The following is a 16,314-nucleotide window of genomic DNA, read 5'->3' as shown; positions in this document are numbered from 1 at the left end:
TTATAGACATAGCCCTAATAATGGTTATGTCTATAATCTAATTTAAAATTTTTATCAAATACAATCCATCATCTAAAATACTTAGTTCACAACTAAATTTAACACCCACATCAATCAGTTCAAAGCATACGTCCCTTGTACTATCTATATCAAATAGGCACTTTCCCTTTTCATCTAAAGCACTTACAGCATCTTCATGAATGCCTTCTCTCAATAGATTCTCTTTAACTTCTTTATTTAACATTTTCACGCCTCCAACTTAATAAAATTCTTAGTGTCGAAATTATTTTTTCTCAAACAATCTATTATCTAATCAGATACTAAATTTAAAAATTGTTTTATTCTTGGGTTAGTTGTGTTAATTAATAACTCCTTCGGTGTTCCCCTGTCAACAATGATTCCGTTATCCATAAATATTATATTGTCTGCTACTTCTCTTGCAAAACTCATATTATGAGTAACAACTACCATTGTCATACCTTCAAGTGATAGATCCTTCATAACTTTAAGCACCTCCGCTTCAAGCTCAGGATCCAGTGCAGATGTTGGCTCGTCAAATAATAGTACTGATGGTTCTATAGCCATAGCACGCGCTATAGCAACCCTTTGTTGTTGTCCTCCTGAAAGCTCATGAGGATAACTGTTGCACTTGTCTAAAAGCCCAACCTTATCTAAAAGCTTAAGTGCTTTATCATGGGCTGCCTTCTTAGATTGCTTAAGTACAGTAACAAGCCCTTCCATAATATTTTCTACCACAGTCATATGAGGAAATAAATGGAATCCTTGAAATACCATTCCAGTATTCCTGCGAAGTGATATCACTTCTTTATCAGTTGGATTTTTATTTTCCCCAAACACTAATTCATTATCCCCAATGCTCATAGTCCCCTTATTAGGCAGTTCTAGCAAATTCATACATCTAAGAAGTGTGGTTTTACCCGAACCTGAAGGCCCTATAATAATGGTTGCTTCGCCTCTTACAATTCGCAAATCTATACCTTTTAATATTTCATTATTTCCGAAACTCTTGTGTAAATTTTTTATATTAATCATGAATTTCCTCCAATTACCTAGCGACATATTTTTCAAGATTTTTCTCTATTTTCTGTTGAATTGTAGATAGTATAGTACAAAATAATAGATATATAAAGGCCACTTCACAGTACAATACAAGTGGTTCATATGTTACTGCTGTTATTCTTTGAGCAATCTGAAACATTTCCGCTAAAGTAATCGACGCAGCAAGGGATGTATCTTTAACAAGGCTTATAAATGAATTTGACAGCGGCGGTACAGATACTCTAGCTGCTTGTGGCAAAATTATACGAATCAACGACTGAGTATGAGTCATACCAATTGAAGATGCTGCTTCCCACTGCCCCTTAGGTATAGATAGAATTGCAGCCCTAATTACTTCCGAATTATAAGCTCCAACATTTAATGTAAAACCTATAATTGCTGCCGGTAAAGCTCCCATGGTTATACCAGCAGCTGGTAATCCGTAGAATATTATAAATAACTGCACGAGAAGCGGTGTCCCTCTTATTATCCAAACATAAAAACTTGATATTAAAACTAATGATTTATGTTTGGATATACGTGCAAGAGCCGTTGCCATAGCCACAATTGAACCGAGTATGAAAGAAAGCACTGCCACTGGAATGGTAAATTTTACACCAGCTATTAATAAAGGAAAAAAAGAGTCTTTAATTATGTTTAATATTCTTAGTGTTTGCACATCAAAATTCATCTTATCACCCTCTTATTTTGATACATCGCTGCCAAACCACTTATTTGAAATTTTTAAATAAGCACCATCTGCTTTCATATCAATAAGTGCTTTATTAACCGCATCCACTAATTCTTTATTTCCCTTTTTAAACATAAATGCGCTTGGCTGTGCATTTCCTTCCTCATCAACAACTTTTATAGCAAGGTCTGGTTTTTGTTTTTTAAGATCAAGATAAGATAAACTGTCATTAACTGTGGCATCTACCCTTTTAGAACCTAAAAGGTCAATTGCTTGATTAAAGCTGTCAACTGGTTGAAGTATTGCACCATTATCTTTTGCAATTTTAGATAAGTTACTAGTTAATGATTGAGCAGATTTCTTCCCCTTCAAATCTTCAAACTTTTTGATAGTGTTATCATCACTGTTTACTATAAGCACTGCTTTTGAAACTATATATGGTTCTGAAAAATCATATTTTTCTTGTCTATCTGGTTGAATTCCAACTAGATTTACTACCATATCAAATCGCTTTGCGTCGAGCCCAGCAAACATACCATCCCACTTTGTTTCCACAAATTCTGGTTTTACGGAAAGACGTTTAGATACTTCCTCTGCAATTTCAACATCAAAACCAGTTAACTTTCCTGATTTATCATGGAAGCTGTATGGTGCGTATGTTCCTTCAGTACCAATTTGTATTTTCCCTTCACTCTTTATTTTTGATAATAGGTCCTTAGATTCAGTGTTTTTACTACTACTTGTGGCGCATCCTACAAGTCCCAGTGTTGCTATTAATAAAGTACTAATTAATACAGATGTTTTTTTCATTTATTACCCTCCTAGTATTCCTATCGTTTTAGTAATGTATTGCATTGTATTTATAATACCATAGGTTTTCTTTTACTGTCAATATTTATTTTTAAGTTACTATAGTGAAGACTAATTATATATTATCACCATATTCATTTGTTTTGAAAACAAAAAAAAGCCCTAGTGAGCTCTTTTTTTCATTTTCCCTATATAAACATACATATTCAAAGCAGCTCTTCGACTCTTTCATCCCCCTACAATCTATTTCAATTGATTATTTCCACATACTCATCTTCTGGAAGTTGCCTTATGAATTCATATTCTTTTACATACATTAACCGAATTTTTTTTCCCTCTTCGCTTGAAGTTTGAGGCTCTTCTTTATTAACTTTCATTTCAACTATATCCGCCTCAATTAACCTATCATCATCAATACCGATTCTAAATTTATATGTATTAGCAATATGTTCATTCCAAGACTCTAGGTAAACCGCCTGCATTATTGTATTTTCACATTTTGAGCACTTGATATTTAGTTCCTGTCCAACTTTTTCAATGAGTACTCTATTGTTATCACATGTTTTGCACACCATAGTTCTATACATATTTAACCACCTCCACTAATTATATGTAATAAGGCGGAGATTTATTCTAAAAAATTCTATAAGAAATTAATAGAAAAAAAGATAGCAAAACCTTATTATAAAGTTTTTACTATCTTTTTAAATTAAAAAAATAAATCATTTGTAATTTATTCATGATTCTCAATGGTCATGAAGAGGTAATCCTAGCAGCGCTTGGTTATATTCTTGCTGCGCCTGTTTCTTTTGCAGCTTTCGCAATTGCTTCTGCTACTTTTGTTGCTACACCTCTATCTAATGCACTTGGAATTACATTGTTTTCGTTTAAATCTTCATCTTTTATATAATTTGCAATAGCATATGCTGCTGCAAGCTTCATTTCTTCATTTATTTCTTTTGCTCTCACATCTAATGCACCTCTGAATAACCCTGGAAATACAAGAACATTATTTACTTGGTTTGGAAAATCTGAACGTCCTGAACCACATACCCTTGCGCCCGCTTTTTTAGCTTCATCTGGCATGATTTCTGGGGTTGGATTTGCCATTCCAAAGACTATAGAATCTTTTTTCATAGATTTAACCATCTCAGGTGTTACTATTCCTGGTGCAGAAACCCCTATAAATACATCTGCACCTACTAATGCATCACTTAAGCTTCCTTTTATATTTTCTGGATTAGTTATTTCTGTAAGGGCTGTTTTTGCATCATCAATTATTGCCATCCCTCTATAAAGTACTCCTACTTTGTCACAGACAATTAAATTCTTCACTCCTGAGGAGAGTAAAAGCTTTGATATTGCTGTTCCCGCAGAACCAGCACCGTTTACTACAACCTTTAAATTCTCAAGCTTCTTTCCAACTACTTTACAAGCATTGATAAGACCTGCAAGAACTACAATTGCTGTCCCATGTTGGTCATCGTGAAATACTGGTATATCTAATATTTTTTTAAGCTTTTCTTCTATTTCAAAGCATCTTGGAGCACTAATATCTTCTAAGTTTATCCCACCAAACCCTGGGGAGATAAGCTGTATTGTGCGAACAATTTCATCTACGTCCTTTGTGTCTAAGCAGATTGGAAAGGCATCTACATTACCAAACTCTTTAAACAATATAGCCTTTCCTTCCATAACCGGAAGTCCTGCCTCGGGTCCTATATCTCCAAGCCCTAGAATAGCAGTGCCATCCGTAACCACTGCAACCATATTCCCTTTAGATGTATATTTATACACATTTTCTACGTTTTCATAGATTTTCTTGCAAGGTTCTGCAACACCAGGTGTGTACGCAAGTGCCAAATCATCATTTGTTTGGATTTTTATTTTTGATATTACTTCAATTTTGCCTGTATGTTTTTCATGCAGTTTTAAACTTTCTACAAAATAATTCATTCAATACTTCCCCTTTTATTAAATTGTATTATTTATACATTGCCACTTAATTCTTCGTTCTCACTATTGAATACGTCAACGTCTAATTCCCCTTCTTGCTTAGCTATTATAACAGTGCAAATAGCATCTCCTGTAATATTGACAACTGTTCTGCCCATATCTACCAATCTATCTACACCCATTATAAGACCGATTCCTTCTAAGGGAAGACCTACAGCCTGAAATACCATAGACAGCATTATAATGGAAGCACCAGGGACTCCAGCTGTACCTACAGATGCAATAGTTGAAGTTAGAACTACTGTTAACATCATATTTAGTGTAACAGGAATGCCATATGCTTGAGCTACAAAGAATGTTGCTACCCCTTGCATAATAGCAGTACCATTCATATTAACTGTTGCACCTAATGGAATAGTGAAGGCCGCAATACCTTTTGATACCCCTAATTCTTTTTCACATGTTTCCATATTCACTGGTACTGTAGCATTACTACTAGCTGTTGAGAAAGCTACAGACATAACTGGGAAGAATTTTTTGTAAAACTTTTTTATAGATAACCCAGTAAAACTTTTTAAAAGACTTGCATATCCTAATATTGAGATAAGTAATAGACCCAAATATATTGTAAGAATATATTTCATTAAAGGCATCATAGCTACATACCCTACAGTAGCAAAGGTTTTAGCTATAAGCCCAAATACACCTATAGGTGCAAATGTCATAACGATTTCTACTAATTTCATTATTAAATCATTTAGGCTTTCAAGTAAATTAATTAGGGGCTGACCTTTTTTACCTAATAAAGATAAGCCTATACCAGTTAATACAGCAACTACAATAATTTGAAGCATATTACCTTCCGACATAGCTAAAATTGGATTACTTGGTACCATTTCGTATAACGTTTGTACCAATGGAGTTTTGGTAGCAATTGTAGTTTTCACTGCTTTTACGGCTGTTAAATCTAAGCCTGATCCTGGCTTTATAAAATAACCTAAGACTAGCGCAATAGCAACAGCTATTGCTGTAGTTGATAGATAAAAAGCTACAGTCTTTCCCCCGACCCTACCTAATTTCTTTACATCTCCCATACTGGCCGCACCATTTGCTAAGGAAATAAACACCAGTGGGACTACAAGCATCATTATTCCTCTTAAAAAAAGTTGACCTACTAACTGGAAAACACCATTTATTAAAAAAGCATTTTTAAAAGTTCCATTAGGAAATTGAAATACAATAATTCCAGTTATTGATCCTAATAATAGAGCAATAAGGATTCTAGTTGTCAAGTTCACCTTTTTTTTACTCATACAAAACCCTCCTTTATATATTTTATTAGCTGGCTATGAAATGCCACAGCCAGCATTAATACCACATTTTTATATATTGAAATGGCTGTAATCCGCCCACCTTGGGCGCATATACATTTACAAGATGGGTATAAACTAAAAATGAATTTCGAAAGGAGCCCTTCATGTCAGTATGCTCCTAAACAACCAAATGTTGTTTAGGAGCATACTGGTAACCGTTTTCTTAATATTCACTCAATATGTTTTAGCCACTTCCGGAGTATATGCAATGCTAAGATCATCTCTAGTTTCAATCCTCGAAACTAACTGAGCCTTTACTTTATTCCATGATGATTGCAATTTCACTATACTATAATACCACAAAAAATACCTAATTGCATACTATTGTTTACATTTAATTAATAAAATAATTTATATAGCCATTAAATGCTTTGCTGCTATTCCTGGCTCGGTCATTGCTATTGTATCTAGTATTTCATTAAGTTGTGCTTTCGTTAAAATACTCTCTTTAAGTACCAATTCACTTACAGGTTCGCCTGTTGCAATCGCTCTAGCTGCAATTTTTGCAGCTGCCTTATAACCTACATGAGGTACTATCGCTGTAATTATACCTACACTATTATCTACTAAGTATTTGCACCTTTTTCTATTAGCCGTAATACCTGCAATACAATTTTCTCTAAGGGTATTAACTCCGTTACCTAGTGTTTCTATAGATTCATATAAGTTATAGAATATAACTGGTTCAAATGCATTTAATTCTAATTGTCCGGCCTCTGCTGCCATAGTTATAGTAATGTCATTGCCTATAATATTAAAAGATACTTGACTCATAACTTCTGGAATTACAGGATTTATCTTTCCTGGCATTATTGAAGATCCATTTTGTTTTGCTGGCAGATTGATTTCCCCAAAGCCTGCTCTAGGACCTGAAGACATTAACCTTAAGTCATTTGATATCTTGGATAGACTTACTGCACAAGTTTTAAGAGCTGATGAAACGTCCACAAAAACATCCAGATTTTGTGTCCCATCTATTAAGTCTTCTGCTTGATGTAAATCTAAATTAACAACATCATTAATTGCTGGCACGATTTTTTTAAAATATCCTGTATCCACATTTATTCCTGTCCCTATAGCAGAAGCTCCCATATTTACACTCTTTAGCCCTTCACTGGCTTTTTCTAACCTATCAATATTTCTTTTTATTACTGAGCTATATGCATGGAATTCTTGGCCTAATCTAATAGGTACAGCATCTTGCATTTGAGTTCTTCCCATTTTAATAACATCATCAAATTCTTTAGACTTTTCAACAAGTACATCACCAAGTTTTCTTAACTCCTCTAAGGTTTTTGGAATAAGTTTTAGAGCTGCCATCTTGCCTGCTGTTGGGAATACATCATTTGTAGATTGTCCCATATTTACATGATCATTTGGATGAACTTTATCATACGCTCCCAATTTACCACCCAATATTTCATTTGCTCTATTAGCAATTACTTCATTTGCATTCATATTACCCGATGTACCTGCTCCACCTTGAATAGGATCAATTATAAATTCATTATGTAATTTACCAACTATTATTTCATCACATGCTTGTACTATAGCGTCGCTGATTTTTTTACTCATTAATCCAGCTTCATTATTTGCAATAGCTGTAGCTTTTTTTACTTGCGCAAGACTGACTATTAAGTCTTTGTGCATCCTCCTACCTGTAATATTAAAGTTTTCTGACGCCCTTAATGATTGAACTCCATAATATGCTTCTATAGGTACATTCTTAGAGCCAACAGAATCGCTTTCCACCCTAAATTTTTGCATGTTTTCATTCATAATATTTCCTCCTTGTTTACTATAATATACTAATAATACCCTTTGAAATAAATTTTGTCAAATAAACATCTGTCTTTTTAAGTATCATAAGTAAGTCTTTTAACTAAATTAAGACAAATTATTACTTAATATTTATTGATTTACGGCGCTTTAAAGCATTTGAAATTGAAAATTAATTCTTAATATACCTAGGGTTATATCGAATACAACCTTAAGTTTGAATATTTTGAATATTGTTTACTTTGCAAGATTACCGTTAAGATTAATTTTACATCTGCTCTCTAAGTGGTATTCCACATAAAAAAAATAAGTACCTCAAGGGTACTATGATATGACCTGAAGATAACTACTTGCTACTAAGAGTTTTTTGATATTTATAGGCATATAACATCACAATGAATTAATTAACCTGTTAATAAATCATATTGTAATTGTTTACACTATTATATTTACAATTATTTAGTACTTATTATATAATTTAAATCCAGTATTATCAACTATTGTTATACCCTTAAATTGATTATTCAATAAGGACTCATTACTTATTAAAACTCCATTTTATAAATTTTAACATAAAAAAATACTTTCTTAATAAAATTCAAAAGTGAATCTTACCCCTACATATGGGATAAAACTCACTCATAATTACTAATTTGCCTTTACCTTTAATAAATGGTATCATTACTCCATTTTCCCTATGCCAATAATTGATTCACAAGAGGATTTACCTTCCTGCTATCATACTTTCCTTTTAACTTAGGCATAACAGCCTTCATAACCTTCCCCATGTCACCCTTTCCGCTAAAGTGATTTTGGGTAATAACTTCACTGATAATTATTTTTGCTTCATCGTCACTTAATTGCTTGGGCATATAAAATGTAAACATTTCGATAGCAATTTCTGTTTCAGCTATAATATCTTCTTTATTAGCTTCTTTCGCATAACTAAGAGTTTCATTTAATTGTTTAATTGTTTTCTCAACAATACCAACTAAGTCGTCGTCAGAAAGTTCTTTTTTCAAATCCATTTCTTTATATTTAACGTCAGCCATTAAAGTCCTTAAAGCAGTCAGTCTTACCTTATCCCTACTCTTCATATATTTAATAATATCATCTTTCAGTGTTTGTTTTAACATATGTGTTACCTCCTAAATAATTCAATATTTTTTAACAAGTCATTTTGTTACTTTATTAAAACTATACTTATATATACATTATACTCTTATAATCTCACTTTAACGACATTTCAGAAGGAAAGTTTCCCAATTTTATAATCTAATATTAATTATATGCCCTATTCCAAAATTCTAATTCATACATGCATGATTTCATAAAAATAGCTAATAATCTTTTCTTTTCTATCTCATCTATGTCTTCGCATAAATCATTTATATAATCCAGCCAGTCATTAGTGAATTTTTCAAAATCTTCAGAAGCGTATTCTTCAATCCATGGATTGAAAAAATTCCCCTCTAGCTTATGTCCATAAGTCTTTTTAATATATTTGCCTATGTAGCTATAACTCCACGTACACGGCATAGCAACAAGGGCAATCTCCTTTAAATCTCCGGTAAGCGCCACACCTTGCATATAGCTTGTATAACTTGTAGTTATTAATTTATATTCACATTTTTCCGTTTCTTTAGCAGTTAATCCAAAGCCTTCTAAATATTTTATATGAACAGCCGTTTCATCCTCCATAATTCCCCTTATTGAATTATAATAAAATTTCATCTCGTCCATAGTTTTTGCCTTAATTAACCCTACAGAAAATACCTTTGAATATTCTTTTAAATATAGATAATCCTGTATAAGATAGTTTTTAAACTTTTCCTTATCTAAGGTACCTTCTCCTATCTCCTTTATAAATGGATGCTCTAAATATGAATTCCAAAATTCCTTTACCTCTTCAAATATATAATCTGTAAATTTCATACTATTCCACCCCTCCATCGTCATTTAATTTCTCAAACAGTTCTAAGCCCAAAAATGTCTATATAAGTCTATGCTATTTTCTAAGGAAGATCATTCAATGTTTTAAACTCATATCCCTGACTTTTCCACTCTTTAATCAGACTGTCGAGTATTTTTGTATTGGTTTCTGAAACTGCATGAAGCAAACATATCATTCCAGGCTTTGTTTGCTTTAAAAGATTTTTTTTTGCCGTTTCAGGGTTTAGCTGATCCTTAGGTTCATAATCTTTATAAGCAAGTGTAAAAAACACTGATTTATAACCAAGCTTTTGAGTGTAATAAAGAGAAAGTTCACTGAAGTCACCCATAGGCGGTCTAAAAAATTTCGACATTTTTAAACCGGGGATGTTATTAACAGTAGTTTCATTTTCTGTAATCTCTGAATTAAAATCCATTTCATTAGTTATAGACGGCATGGATTTGTGATGCACTGAATGATTCCCTATAATATGGCCTTCATTCATCATTCTTTTTACAAGATCAATATCTTTTGCACCATTAAAAGAACCCGTTACATAGGGCTTTGTTACAAAAAAAGCTGCTTTAACATTGTTAGCTTTTAAAGTATCAAGAATGCTTGCTGTATAACCATTCTCATACCCCTCATCAAAAGTTAGATAAATTACTTTTTTAGAAGTTTCGCCAAAAGCATAAGCATGATATTTCGATAATAATGTTGAATTTTCTCTTGGTGAATAAGCCCATGACCAGTTAATAGTTTTTGTCTGTAAATTCGGACTATTCTCTTTTAAAGTTGATTTAGAGTTTGTATTTCCATCACTGCCCGTTTTAATGCTGCTATTTGTTTGCTTTGCATTACTTAAACTTATCTGATTTTGTCTGTCATTTGCACAACCACAAAGCACAAGTGTTAATACTATTAATAACGGTATTTTTTTAAATTGCAATTAGATCACCTCTATGTATATTTTAATATATTCATATACGATAAACTTCCACATAGCTATTATACCTCTTTTAAAATATTTTATAATATTTTTTTGTATGTATTATTATAATTATTTGTAAATGAAAATAAGCTTTGAGCCATAAGGAATACTCCCTATAACTCAAAGCTACTATATCCTGAAAAATCTTATTATAATATAATGCATATTAAGCTGCCATTACCCTCATTTATAATTCGTTGTAGAGTCTTTTGAATTTTCACTTGAACGTCATCAGGCATCTTAAACAGCTTACTTTGGAGGCCTTCTTTAACTAATACTTCTAAAGATTTACCAAACATATTACTCTGCCAAATTTGAGATTTATCATTCTCAAACTGTTCTAAAATGGATTTATAGAAATCTTCACTTTGCTTTTCTGTACCCATAATAGGTGATATTTCTGTTTGTATATCTGCCTTAATAAAATGAAGAGAAGGTGCAGATGCCTTTAATTTAACTCCATACCTCCCACCATGTTGCACAATTTCAGGTTCTTCTAATGTCATTTCTGAAAGCTGTGGTGCAACTAATCCATAGCCTTTTTCTTTAACATCTTTTAAAGCCTCTGAAATTTTATCATATTCTACTTTAGCTCTAGAGAATTCCCCCATTAATGTTAATAAATCATTTTCTCCTTTTATTTCACAATCACAAGTTTCGCCAAGTATTTTGTAAAATAATTCGTGTTTAGGAATTATATTGACTCTAGCAGTACCTTCTCCCATATTCATTTCATCAAGTATTGCAGAGTCTAAAAAATCAACTTCTTTAAATGTTAGTAGCGATTTATTTATATCCCTAACTTTAAAAATATCTTTACACGTATCTTTTAAGAACTTCATAAAGTTAATTTTTACCCAGTGCTTAGAACTTAAGTTTTCAATCCATTCTGGCATATCTATGTTAATTTCTTTAACTGGAAATTCTTTAAGAATTCTTTGAAATATATTAGCTATATCCTCCTCTTTCATATTTACAACATCCATAACTTGAACTGGAACATCATATTTTTCTTCTAATTCTCTTGCTAAAACTTGTGTTTCAGGAGCATCTGCATTTTTAGAATTTAATACCATTATGAAAGGTTTATTAATGGATTTAAGTTCATCAACTACCCTTCCTTCCGCTTCTAAATATTCTTCCCTTTCTATGCCTGTGATAGAACCATCTGTAGTAATTAAAAGACCGATAGTTGAATGCTCATTTATTACCTTTTTTGTTCCAATCTCTGCGGCTTCCTCAAATGGAATTTCGTAATCATACCAAGGGGTTGTCACCATCTTAGGCGTCTCTCCTTCAGCATATCCTACCGCTCCTTTAACAATATACCCAACACAATCGACCATCCTTACTTTAAATTTAGTTCCCCCTTCAAACTCAATTTCAACTGCTTCGTTGGGTACGAATTTAGGTTCAGTAGTATGAATCGATTTCCCTGAACCACTTTGAGGAAGTTCATCTTTTGCTCTTTCTTTTTTATGAGGATTGTCTATGTTAGGAATTACCATAAGCTCCATAAATCTTTTTATAAATGTTGATTTTCCAGTCCTTACAGGACCCACAACACCTACATAAATATCCCCTTGCGTTCTCTCCGCTATATCTTTATATATATCAAAATTATCCAATATATACCTCCCAATACTTATTATTATCACTATAAATATATTTTAGAGATCAATGAATTATTACTATAGATTAAAAATATATAAAAAAAAACCAATTTTTTATTAAATTCTTAATAAAAAATTGGTCTTTCCATACTAATAGTTTTCTTAAAACTCATCTTTTTTGTTTCTTGACATCAATTCGTATACCCCATATTTAGGGTCTTTACCTTCAAATAATACTTTGTATAACACATCCGTAATAGGCATAGAAATCTGCTCTTTTTCTTTAAGCTCATAGAAGGCTCTTACAGCTTTTATACCCTCTACTACCATTCCTATGTCTTCGCATGCCTTTTCCATTGGAACACCCTTTCCAATCAAAATACCAGCTCTTCTATTTCTACTGTGCATACTAGTGCAAGTTACTATAAGATCACCCATACCCGTTAAGCCATAGAATGTTTCAATTCTGCCTCCGAGCTTTGTGCCTATTCGTATAATTTCACTCATTCCTCTTGTCATTAGTGCAGCCTTAGCATTGTCACCGTAGCCTATACCATCAGATACGCCTGCAGCTAGTGCAATAATGTTTTTAACTGCTCCACCTATCTCTACACCCACAATATCTTCATTAGTGTAAACTCTAAATTTACTAGACATAAATGCATCTTGCACAATACTTGCATACTCCATTTTTTTAGATGTAACTACTAGCGTTGTAGGTATATCTAATGCAACCTCTTCTGCATGACTAGGACCAGAAAGTATTACTATAGGGTTACTTACAATTTCTTCCTCTATAACTTCTGAAATCCTTTTTGCTGAGCCCTCTTCTATCCCCTTTGCAATGCTAACCACAATTTGATTTTCTTTTAGATGTGGTGCTATCATCTTACTTAAGCCTCTTATTGCATGCGAAGGCACTGCTAATACAATTAGCTCACTATCAGTTATAACCTTTTCTATGTCCGTAAATGCTGTTACTCCTGCTGGCACGATAATGCCTGGTAAGTACTTAATGTTTTCTCTCTTAATGTTAATATCATCAATAACACTAAGCTTTCTATCCCAGATATTAACGCTCGTACCTTTTTTGGCAAGCATTATTGATAACGCAGTGCCAAAACTCCCACCACCTAAAAAAGCAACTTTTGACATTCTATTCCTTCCTTTCCCTAAATATAAGTCTTATCCCTGTTCCGATAAACTCAAAGCTATTTCTTAATTGATTTTCTAAATATCTTTCATAAGAAAAATGTAGTAAATTTTCATTATTTACAAAGAATACAAATGTTGGTGGTTTAGAGTCTACTTGAGTAACGTAGAATATTTTTAATCTTTTATTTGCCACCGTTGGAGGTTCTTTCATAAGTACAGCCTTATTTACAACTTCATTAAGTATTCCTGTAGAAATTCTTTTTGAATAATTCTCATAACATTCTTTAACTGTTTTTAATACCTTATGTACTCTTTGGCCGGTTTTTGCGGATATAAATAAATAAGGTGCATATGCCATGAAATTTAATCCTGCTTGTAATTTTTGTTTATATTCAAGCATAGTCTTTGTATCTTTTTCAATAAGATCCCATTTATTCACTATAACAAAAATTGCTTTTTTCATCTCATGAGCATAACCTATAATTTTCTCATCTTGATCACTTAATTCATCCGTAGCATCAAGGATAAGTACAACTACATCAGCTCGCTCAACAGCAGCTAATGATCTAATAACACTATACCTTTCAATTCCTTCTTCTACTTTACTTTTTCTTCTTATTCCCGCAGTATCTATAAGAATAAATTTACCTTCTTCAGTTTCTATTTTACTATCAATAGCATCTCTTGTAGTACCTGCAATATCAGTTACTATGTTTCTTTCTTCTCCAAGTATTTTATTTATAAGCGATGATTTACCAACATTCGGCTTACCTACTACTGCAACTTGAATATATTCTTCATCTTCTGTGTTTGAATAAACACTTTCAAAATGGGCTACTACTTCATCTAGCATATCTCCAAGTCCAAGGGCTTGAGTTGCAGAAATAGCTATAGGAGTCCCTATACCTAAATTATAGAATTCAAAGGCATTAGCTTCTAGTTCAAGATGGTCTATTTTATTTACTACGAGTACTACTGCTTTTTTGCTTTGTCTAAGCATCTGTGCAACTTCAGTGTCCGCACCTGTAAGTCCTTGTTTACCATCTACAATAAATATTATAACATCTGCTGTTTCTATCGCTATTTGTGCCTGTCTTCTCATTTGAGCTAAAATAATATCTTGACTTTCAATTTCTATACCACCTGTATCAATTAATGTGAAATTGTGTCTAAGCCAATCTGCATCTGCATATACTCGGTCTCTTGTTACACCTGGTTTATCATCCACTATTGAAATTCTTTTACCTGCCAACTTATTAAATAATGTAGATTTCCCTACATTGGGTCTTCCTACTATTGCTACGATTGGTTTTGCCATTATTCTTCCTCCCGACTATTTTGGTTTATTATATGGATTAAATCTTCTCCTGAATAATCACATATTAAAATTTTTGTATTTAAGCTTTTTTCTAAATCACTTATCGTAATATTATCCAAGAGTATTTGTTCCTCATAGTTTCCTAGTTCATATCCTTTTTTTAGCATATTGCTAGGAATTATTAAATAATCTCCTAGCTTTTCATCCCTTAGCTGCTTAATTATGTCATTTCCTGTTAAAAGACCCGCTACTGTAATAGTTTCTCCAAAAAAAACATTATTTATTTTTTTAACATCAGTTTTTATTTTATTATTACATGCAGTAATTTTCTCAGCTACCTTTAATATTTCTGTATAAGCTGAATGCCCTGTTACAAATGTAAAGCTTCCCTTATTATTCGGCTTTAGGTTTGCTATATCTTTATCAATAACACTTCTAAGTAGTCTAATCATACCAATGCCATCTTCTAATTGATCATACCCATCATAAAACTCTTCTTGTGGTACATCACTATGTGCTACAACATAGAATTCATCAGACAATCGTATAAAAGGTGAGCCTACTTCTCTAATATATTTTTCTTGTAATTGCTTTACACTTTCTATTTCCTTTGCTGCAGTATTTTTATCATACAATGTTAAATTAAATAAGCCTTTTCTATACTTTGTTATACCAACTGGAACAACTGCTAAGTTTTCTATGCTAGGATAAAGTTTATATAAATCCTCAATGGTTTTTATAAGCTCTTCTCCATTATTAATACCTGGACAAGAAACTACTTGACAATTAATTTTAATACCCGCTTCAGCCAGCCTTTTTAACCTATCATACACATTTCCAGCAAATTTATTGTTTAACATTATCTTTCTAAGTTCTGGATCAGTAGTGTGAACTGATACATTAATAGGGCTTATTTTGTATCGAATAATTCTGTCTATGTCCTCTTCCTTCATATTAGTTAAAGTTACAAAATTACCTTGAAAAAACGATAACCTTGAATCATCATCTTTAAAATACAAAGTTTCTCTCATTCCTTCTGGCAATTGGTCAATAAAACAAAATATACATTTATTATGACAGTTCATTGGTTTATCCAAAATAGCATCAACAAATTGGATTCCTAAATCTTCATCATATTCCTTTTCAAATTCAATTTCCCAAATCTCACCATCTATCTTTTCAATTTCAATTTCAAGAAGTTCATCTGTAATTAAAAACTTGTAGTCTATAATGTCTACTACGTCATTGCCATTTATACTTATTAATCTATCTCCTACTTCTAACTCAATTTCTTCTGCGATACTTCCTGGAAGTATCTTAGCTATTTGGTTTTTCATTTTTACCTCCTGCTCAACCATAACCTTTCATCTAAAAGGTTTTATGAGGAATTAGAAATATTATATTAAGATTAAATCACACCTTTAAATTTATAATAAGAAATTAGTTAAGTAATAAATTATAGTATTCCATTAAGTTATATTACATTAATTAAATACCTAAGTCAACGCTATTAGTCGTTAAAAGAAGAAAAAAAGCAAATTACGCTCATTTTGCGGTTTTTTAACTATCTTATACTAATGGATTTAAACCTGCTATGCAATTTACTACAGAATAAAAATACCTCCTAAGAAGGAGG

Annotated in this window: 15 protein-coding genes; all 15 read right to left on the bottom strand. The window is 32.2% G+C overall.

Annotated elements, in window-relative coordinates; genetic code table 11:
* Window positions 1–37 precede the first annotated feature (37 nt).
* Complete coding sequence (locus ACWJKE_RS03265) at window positions 38–244, bottom strand: hypothetical protein (protein WP_165413541.1); 207 nt, start codon at window positions 242–244, stop codon at window positions 38–40.
* A gap of 65 nt (window positions 245–309) precedes the next feature.
* On the bottom strand, window positions 310–1,053 hold the full coding sequence (locus tag ACWJKE_RS03260) for an amino acid ABC transporter ATP-binding protein (RefSeq protein WP_216302823.1): 744 nt from the start codon (window positions 1,051–1,053) through the stop codon (window positions 310–312).
* A 13-nt stretch (window positions 1,054–1,066) separates the two neighbouring features.
* On the bottom strand, window positions 1,067–1,750 hold the full coding sequence (locus ACWJKE_RS03255) for an amino acid ABC transporter permease (protein WP_216302822.1): 684 nt from the start codon (window positions 1,748–1,750) through the stop codon (window positions 1,067–1,069).
* Between the two features lie 12 nt (window positions 1,751–1,762).
* Window positions 1,763–2,560: an amino acid ABC transporter substrate-binding protein gene (locus tag ACWJKE_RS03250; protein ID WP_216302821.1), complete on the bottom strand. Its 798-nt coding sequence runs from the start codon at window positions 2,558–2,560 to the stop codon at window positions 1,763–1,765.
* Window positions 2,561–2,808: 248 nt separating this feature from the next.
* A complete protein-coding gene (locus ACWJKE_RS03245) occupies window positions 2,809–3,147 on the bottom strand; it encodes a hypothetical protein (RefSeq protein ID WP_165413537.1) in 339 nt (112 codons plus the stop codon).
* Window positions 3,148–3,343: 196 nt separating this feature from the next.
* On the bottom strand, window positions 3,344–4,516 hold the full coding sequence (locus ACWJKE_RS03240; RefSeq protein WP_216302820.1) for an NAD(P)-dependent malic enzyme: 1,173 nt from the start codon (window positions 4,514–4,516) through the stop codon (window positions 3,344–3,346).
* Between the two features lie 32 nt (window positions 4,517–4,548).
* Complete coding sequence (locus ACWJKE_RS03235; protein ID WP_165413535.1) at window positions 4,549–5,829, bottom strand: dicarboxylate/amino acid:cation symporter; 1,281 nt, start codon at window positions 5,827–5,829, stop codon at window positions 4,549–4,551.
* Window positions 5,830–6,240: 411 nt separating this feature from the next.
* Entirely contained in the window at window positions 6,241–7,668 is a 1,428-nt protein-coding gene (locus ACWJKE_RS03230; RefSeq protein WP_258280667.1) for an aspartate ammonia-lyase, read from the bottom strand.
* A gap of 695 nt (window positions 7,669–8,363) precedes the next feature.
* Window positions 8,364–8,804, bottom strand: coding sequence for a GatB/YqeY domain-containing protein (locus tag ACWJKE_RS03225; RefSeq protein ID WP_462959150.1), 441 nt, complete (start codon window positions 8,802–8,804; stop codon window positions 8,364–8,366).
* A gap of 145 nt (window positions 8,805–8,949) precedes the next feature.
* Window positions 8,950–9,603: a thiaminase II gene (gene tenA / locus ACWJKE_RS03220; protein ID WP_216302819.1), complete on the bottom strand. Its 654-nt coding sequence runs from the start codon at window positions 9,601–9,603 to the stop codon at window positions 8,950–8,952.
* Between the two features lie 80 nt (window positions 9,604–9,683).
* On the bottom strand, window positions 9,684–10,550 hold the full coding sequence (locus tag ACWJKE_RS03215) for a polysaccharide deacetylase family protein (RefSeq protein ID WP_462959149.1): 867 nt from the start codon (window positions 10,548–10,550) through the stop codon (window positions 9,684–9,686).
* Window positions 10,551–10,741: 191 nt separating this feature from the next.
* Window positions 10,742–12,220 carry a stage IV sporulation protein A gene (gene spoIVA / locus ACWJKE_RS03210; protein ID WP_216302817.1) on the bottom strand — a complete coding sequence of 493 codons (1,479 nt, stop codon included), beginning with the start codon at window positions 12,218–12,220 and terminating at the stop codon, window positions 10,742–10,744.
* A gap of 147 nt (window positions 12,221–12,367) precedes the next feature.
* Window positions 12,368–13,360, bottom strand: a complete 993-nt coding sequence (locus tag ACWJKE_RS03205) for an NAD(P)H-dependent glycerol-3-phosphate dehydrogenase (RefSeq protein ID WP_216302816.1) — start codon at window positions 13,358–13,360, stop codon at window positions 12,368–12,370.
* Between the two features lies 1 nt (window position 13,361).
* Window positions 13,362–14,678: a ribosome biogenesis GTPase Der gene (gene der / locus ACWJKE_RS03200; protein WP_216302815.1), complete on the bottom strand. Its 1,317-nt coding sequence runs from the start codon at window positions 14,676–14,678 to the stop codon at window positions 13,362–13,364.
* Entirely contained in the window at window positions 14,678–16,015 is a 1,338-nt protein-coding gene (locus ACWJKE_RS03195) for a DUF512 domain-containing protein (RefSeq protein WP_220286567.1), read from the bottom strand. Before ACWJKE_RS03195 ends, der begins: the two co-directional genes overlap by 1 nt.
* Window positions 16,016–16,314: the final 299 nt, after the last annotated feature.

The organism is Clostridium sp. CM036, assembly GCF_055081135.1.
This window is presented reverse-complemented; position numbering and strand designations above follow the sequence as displayed.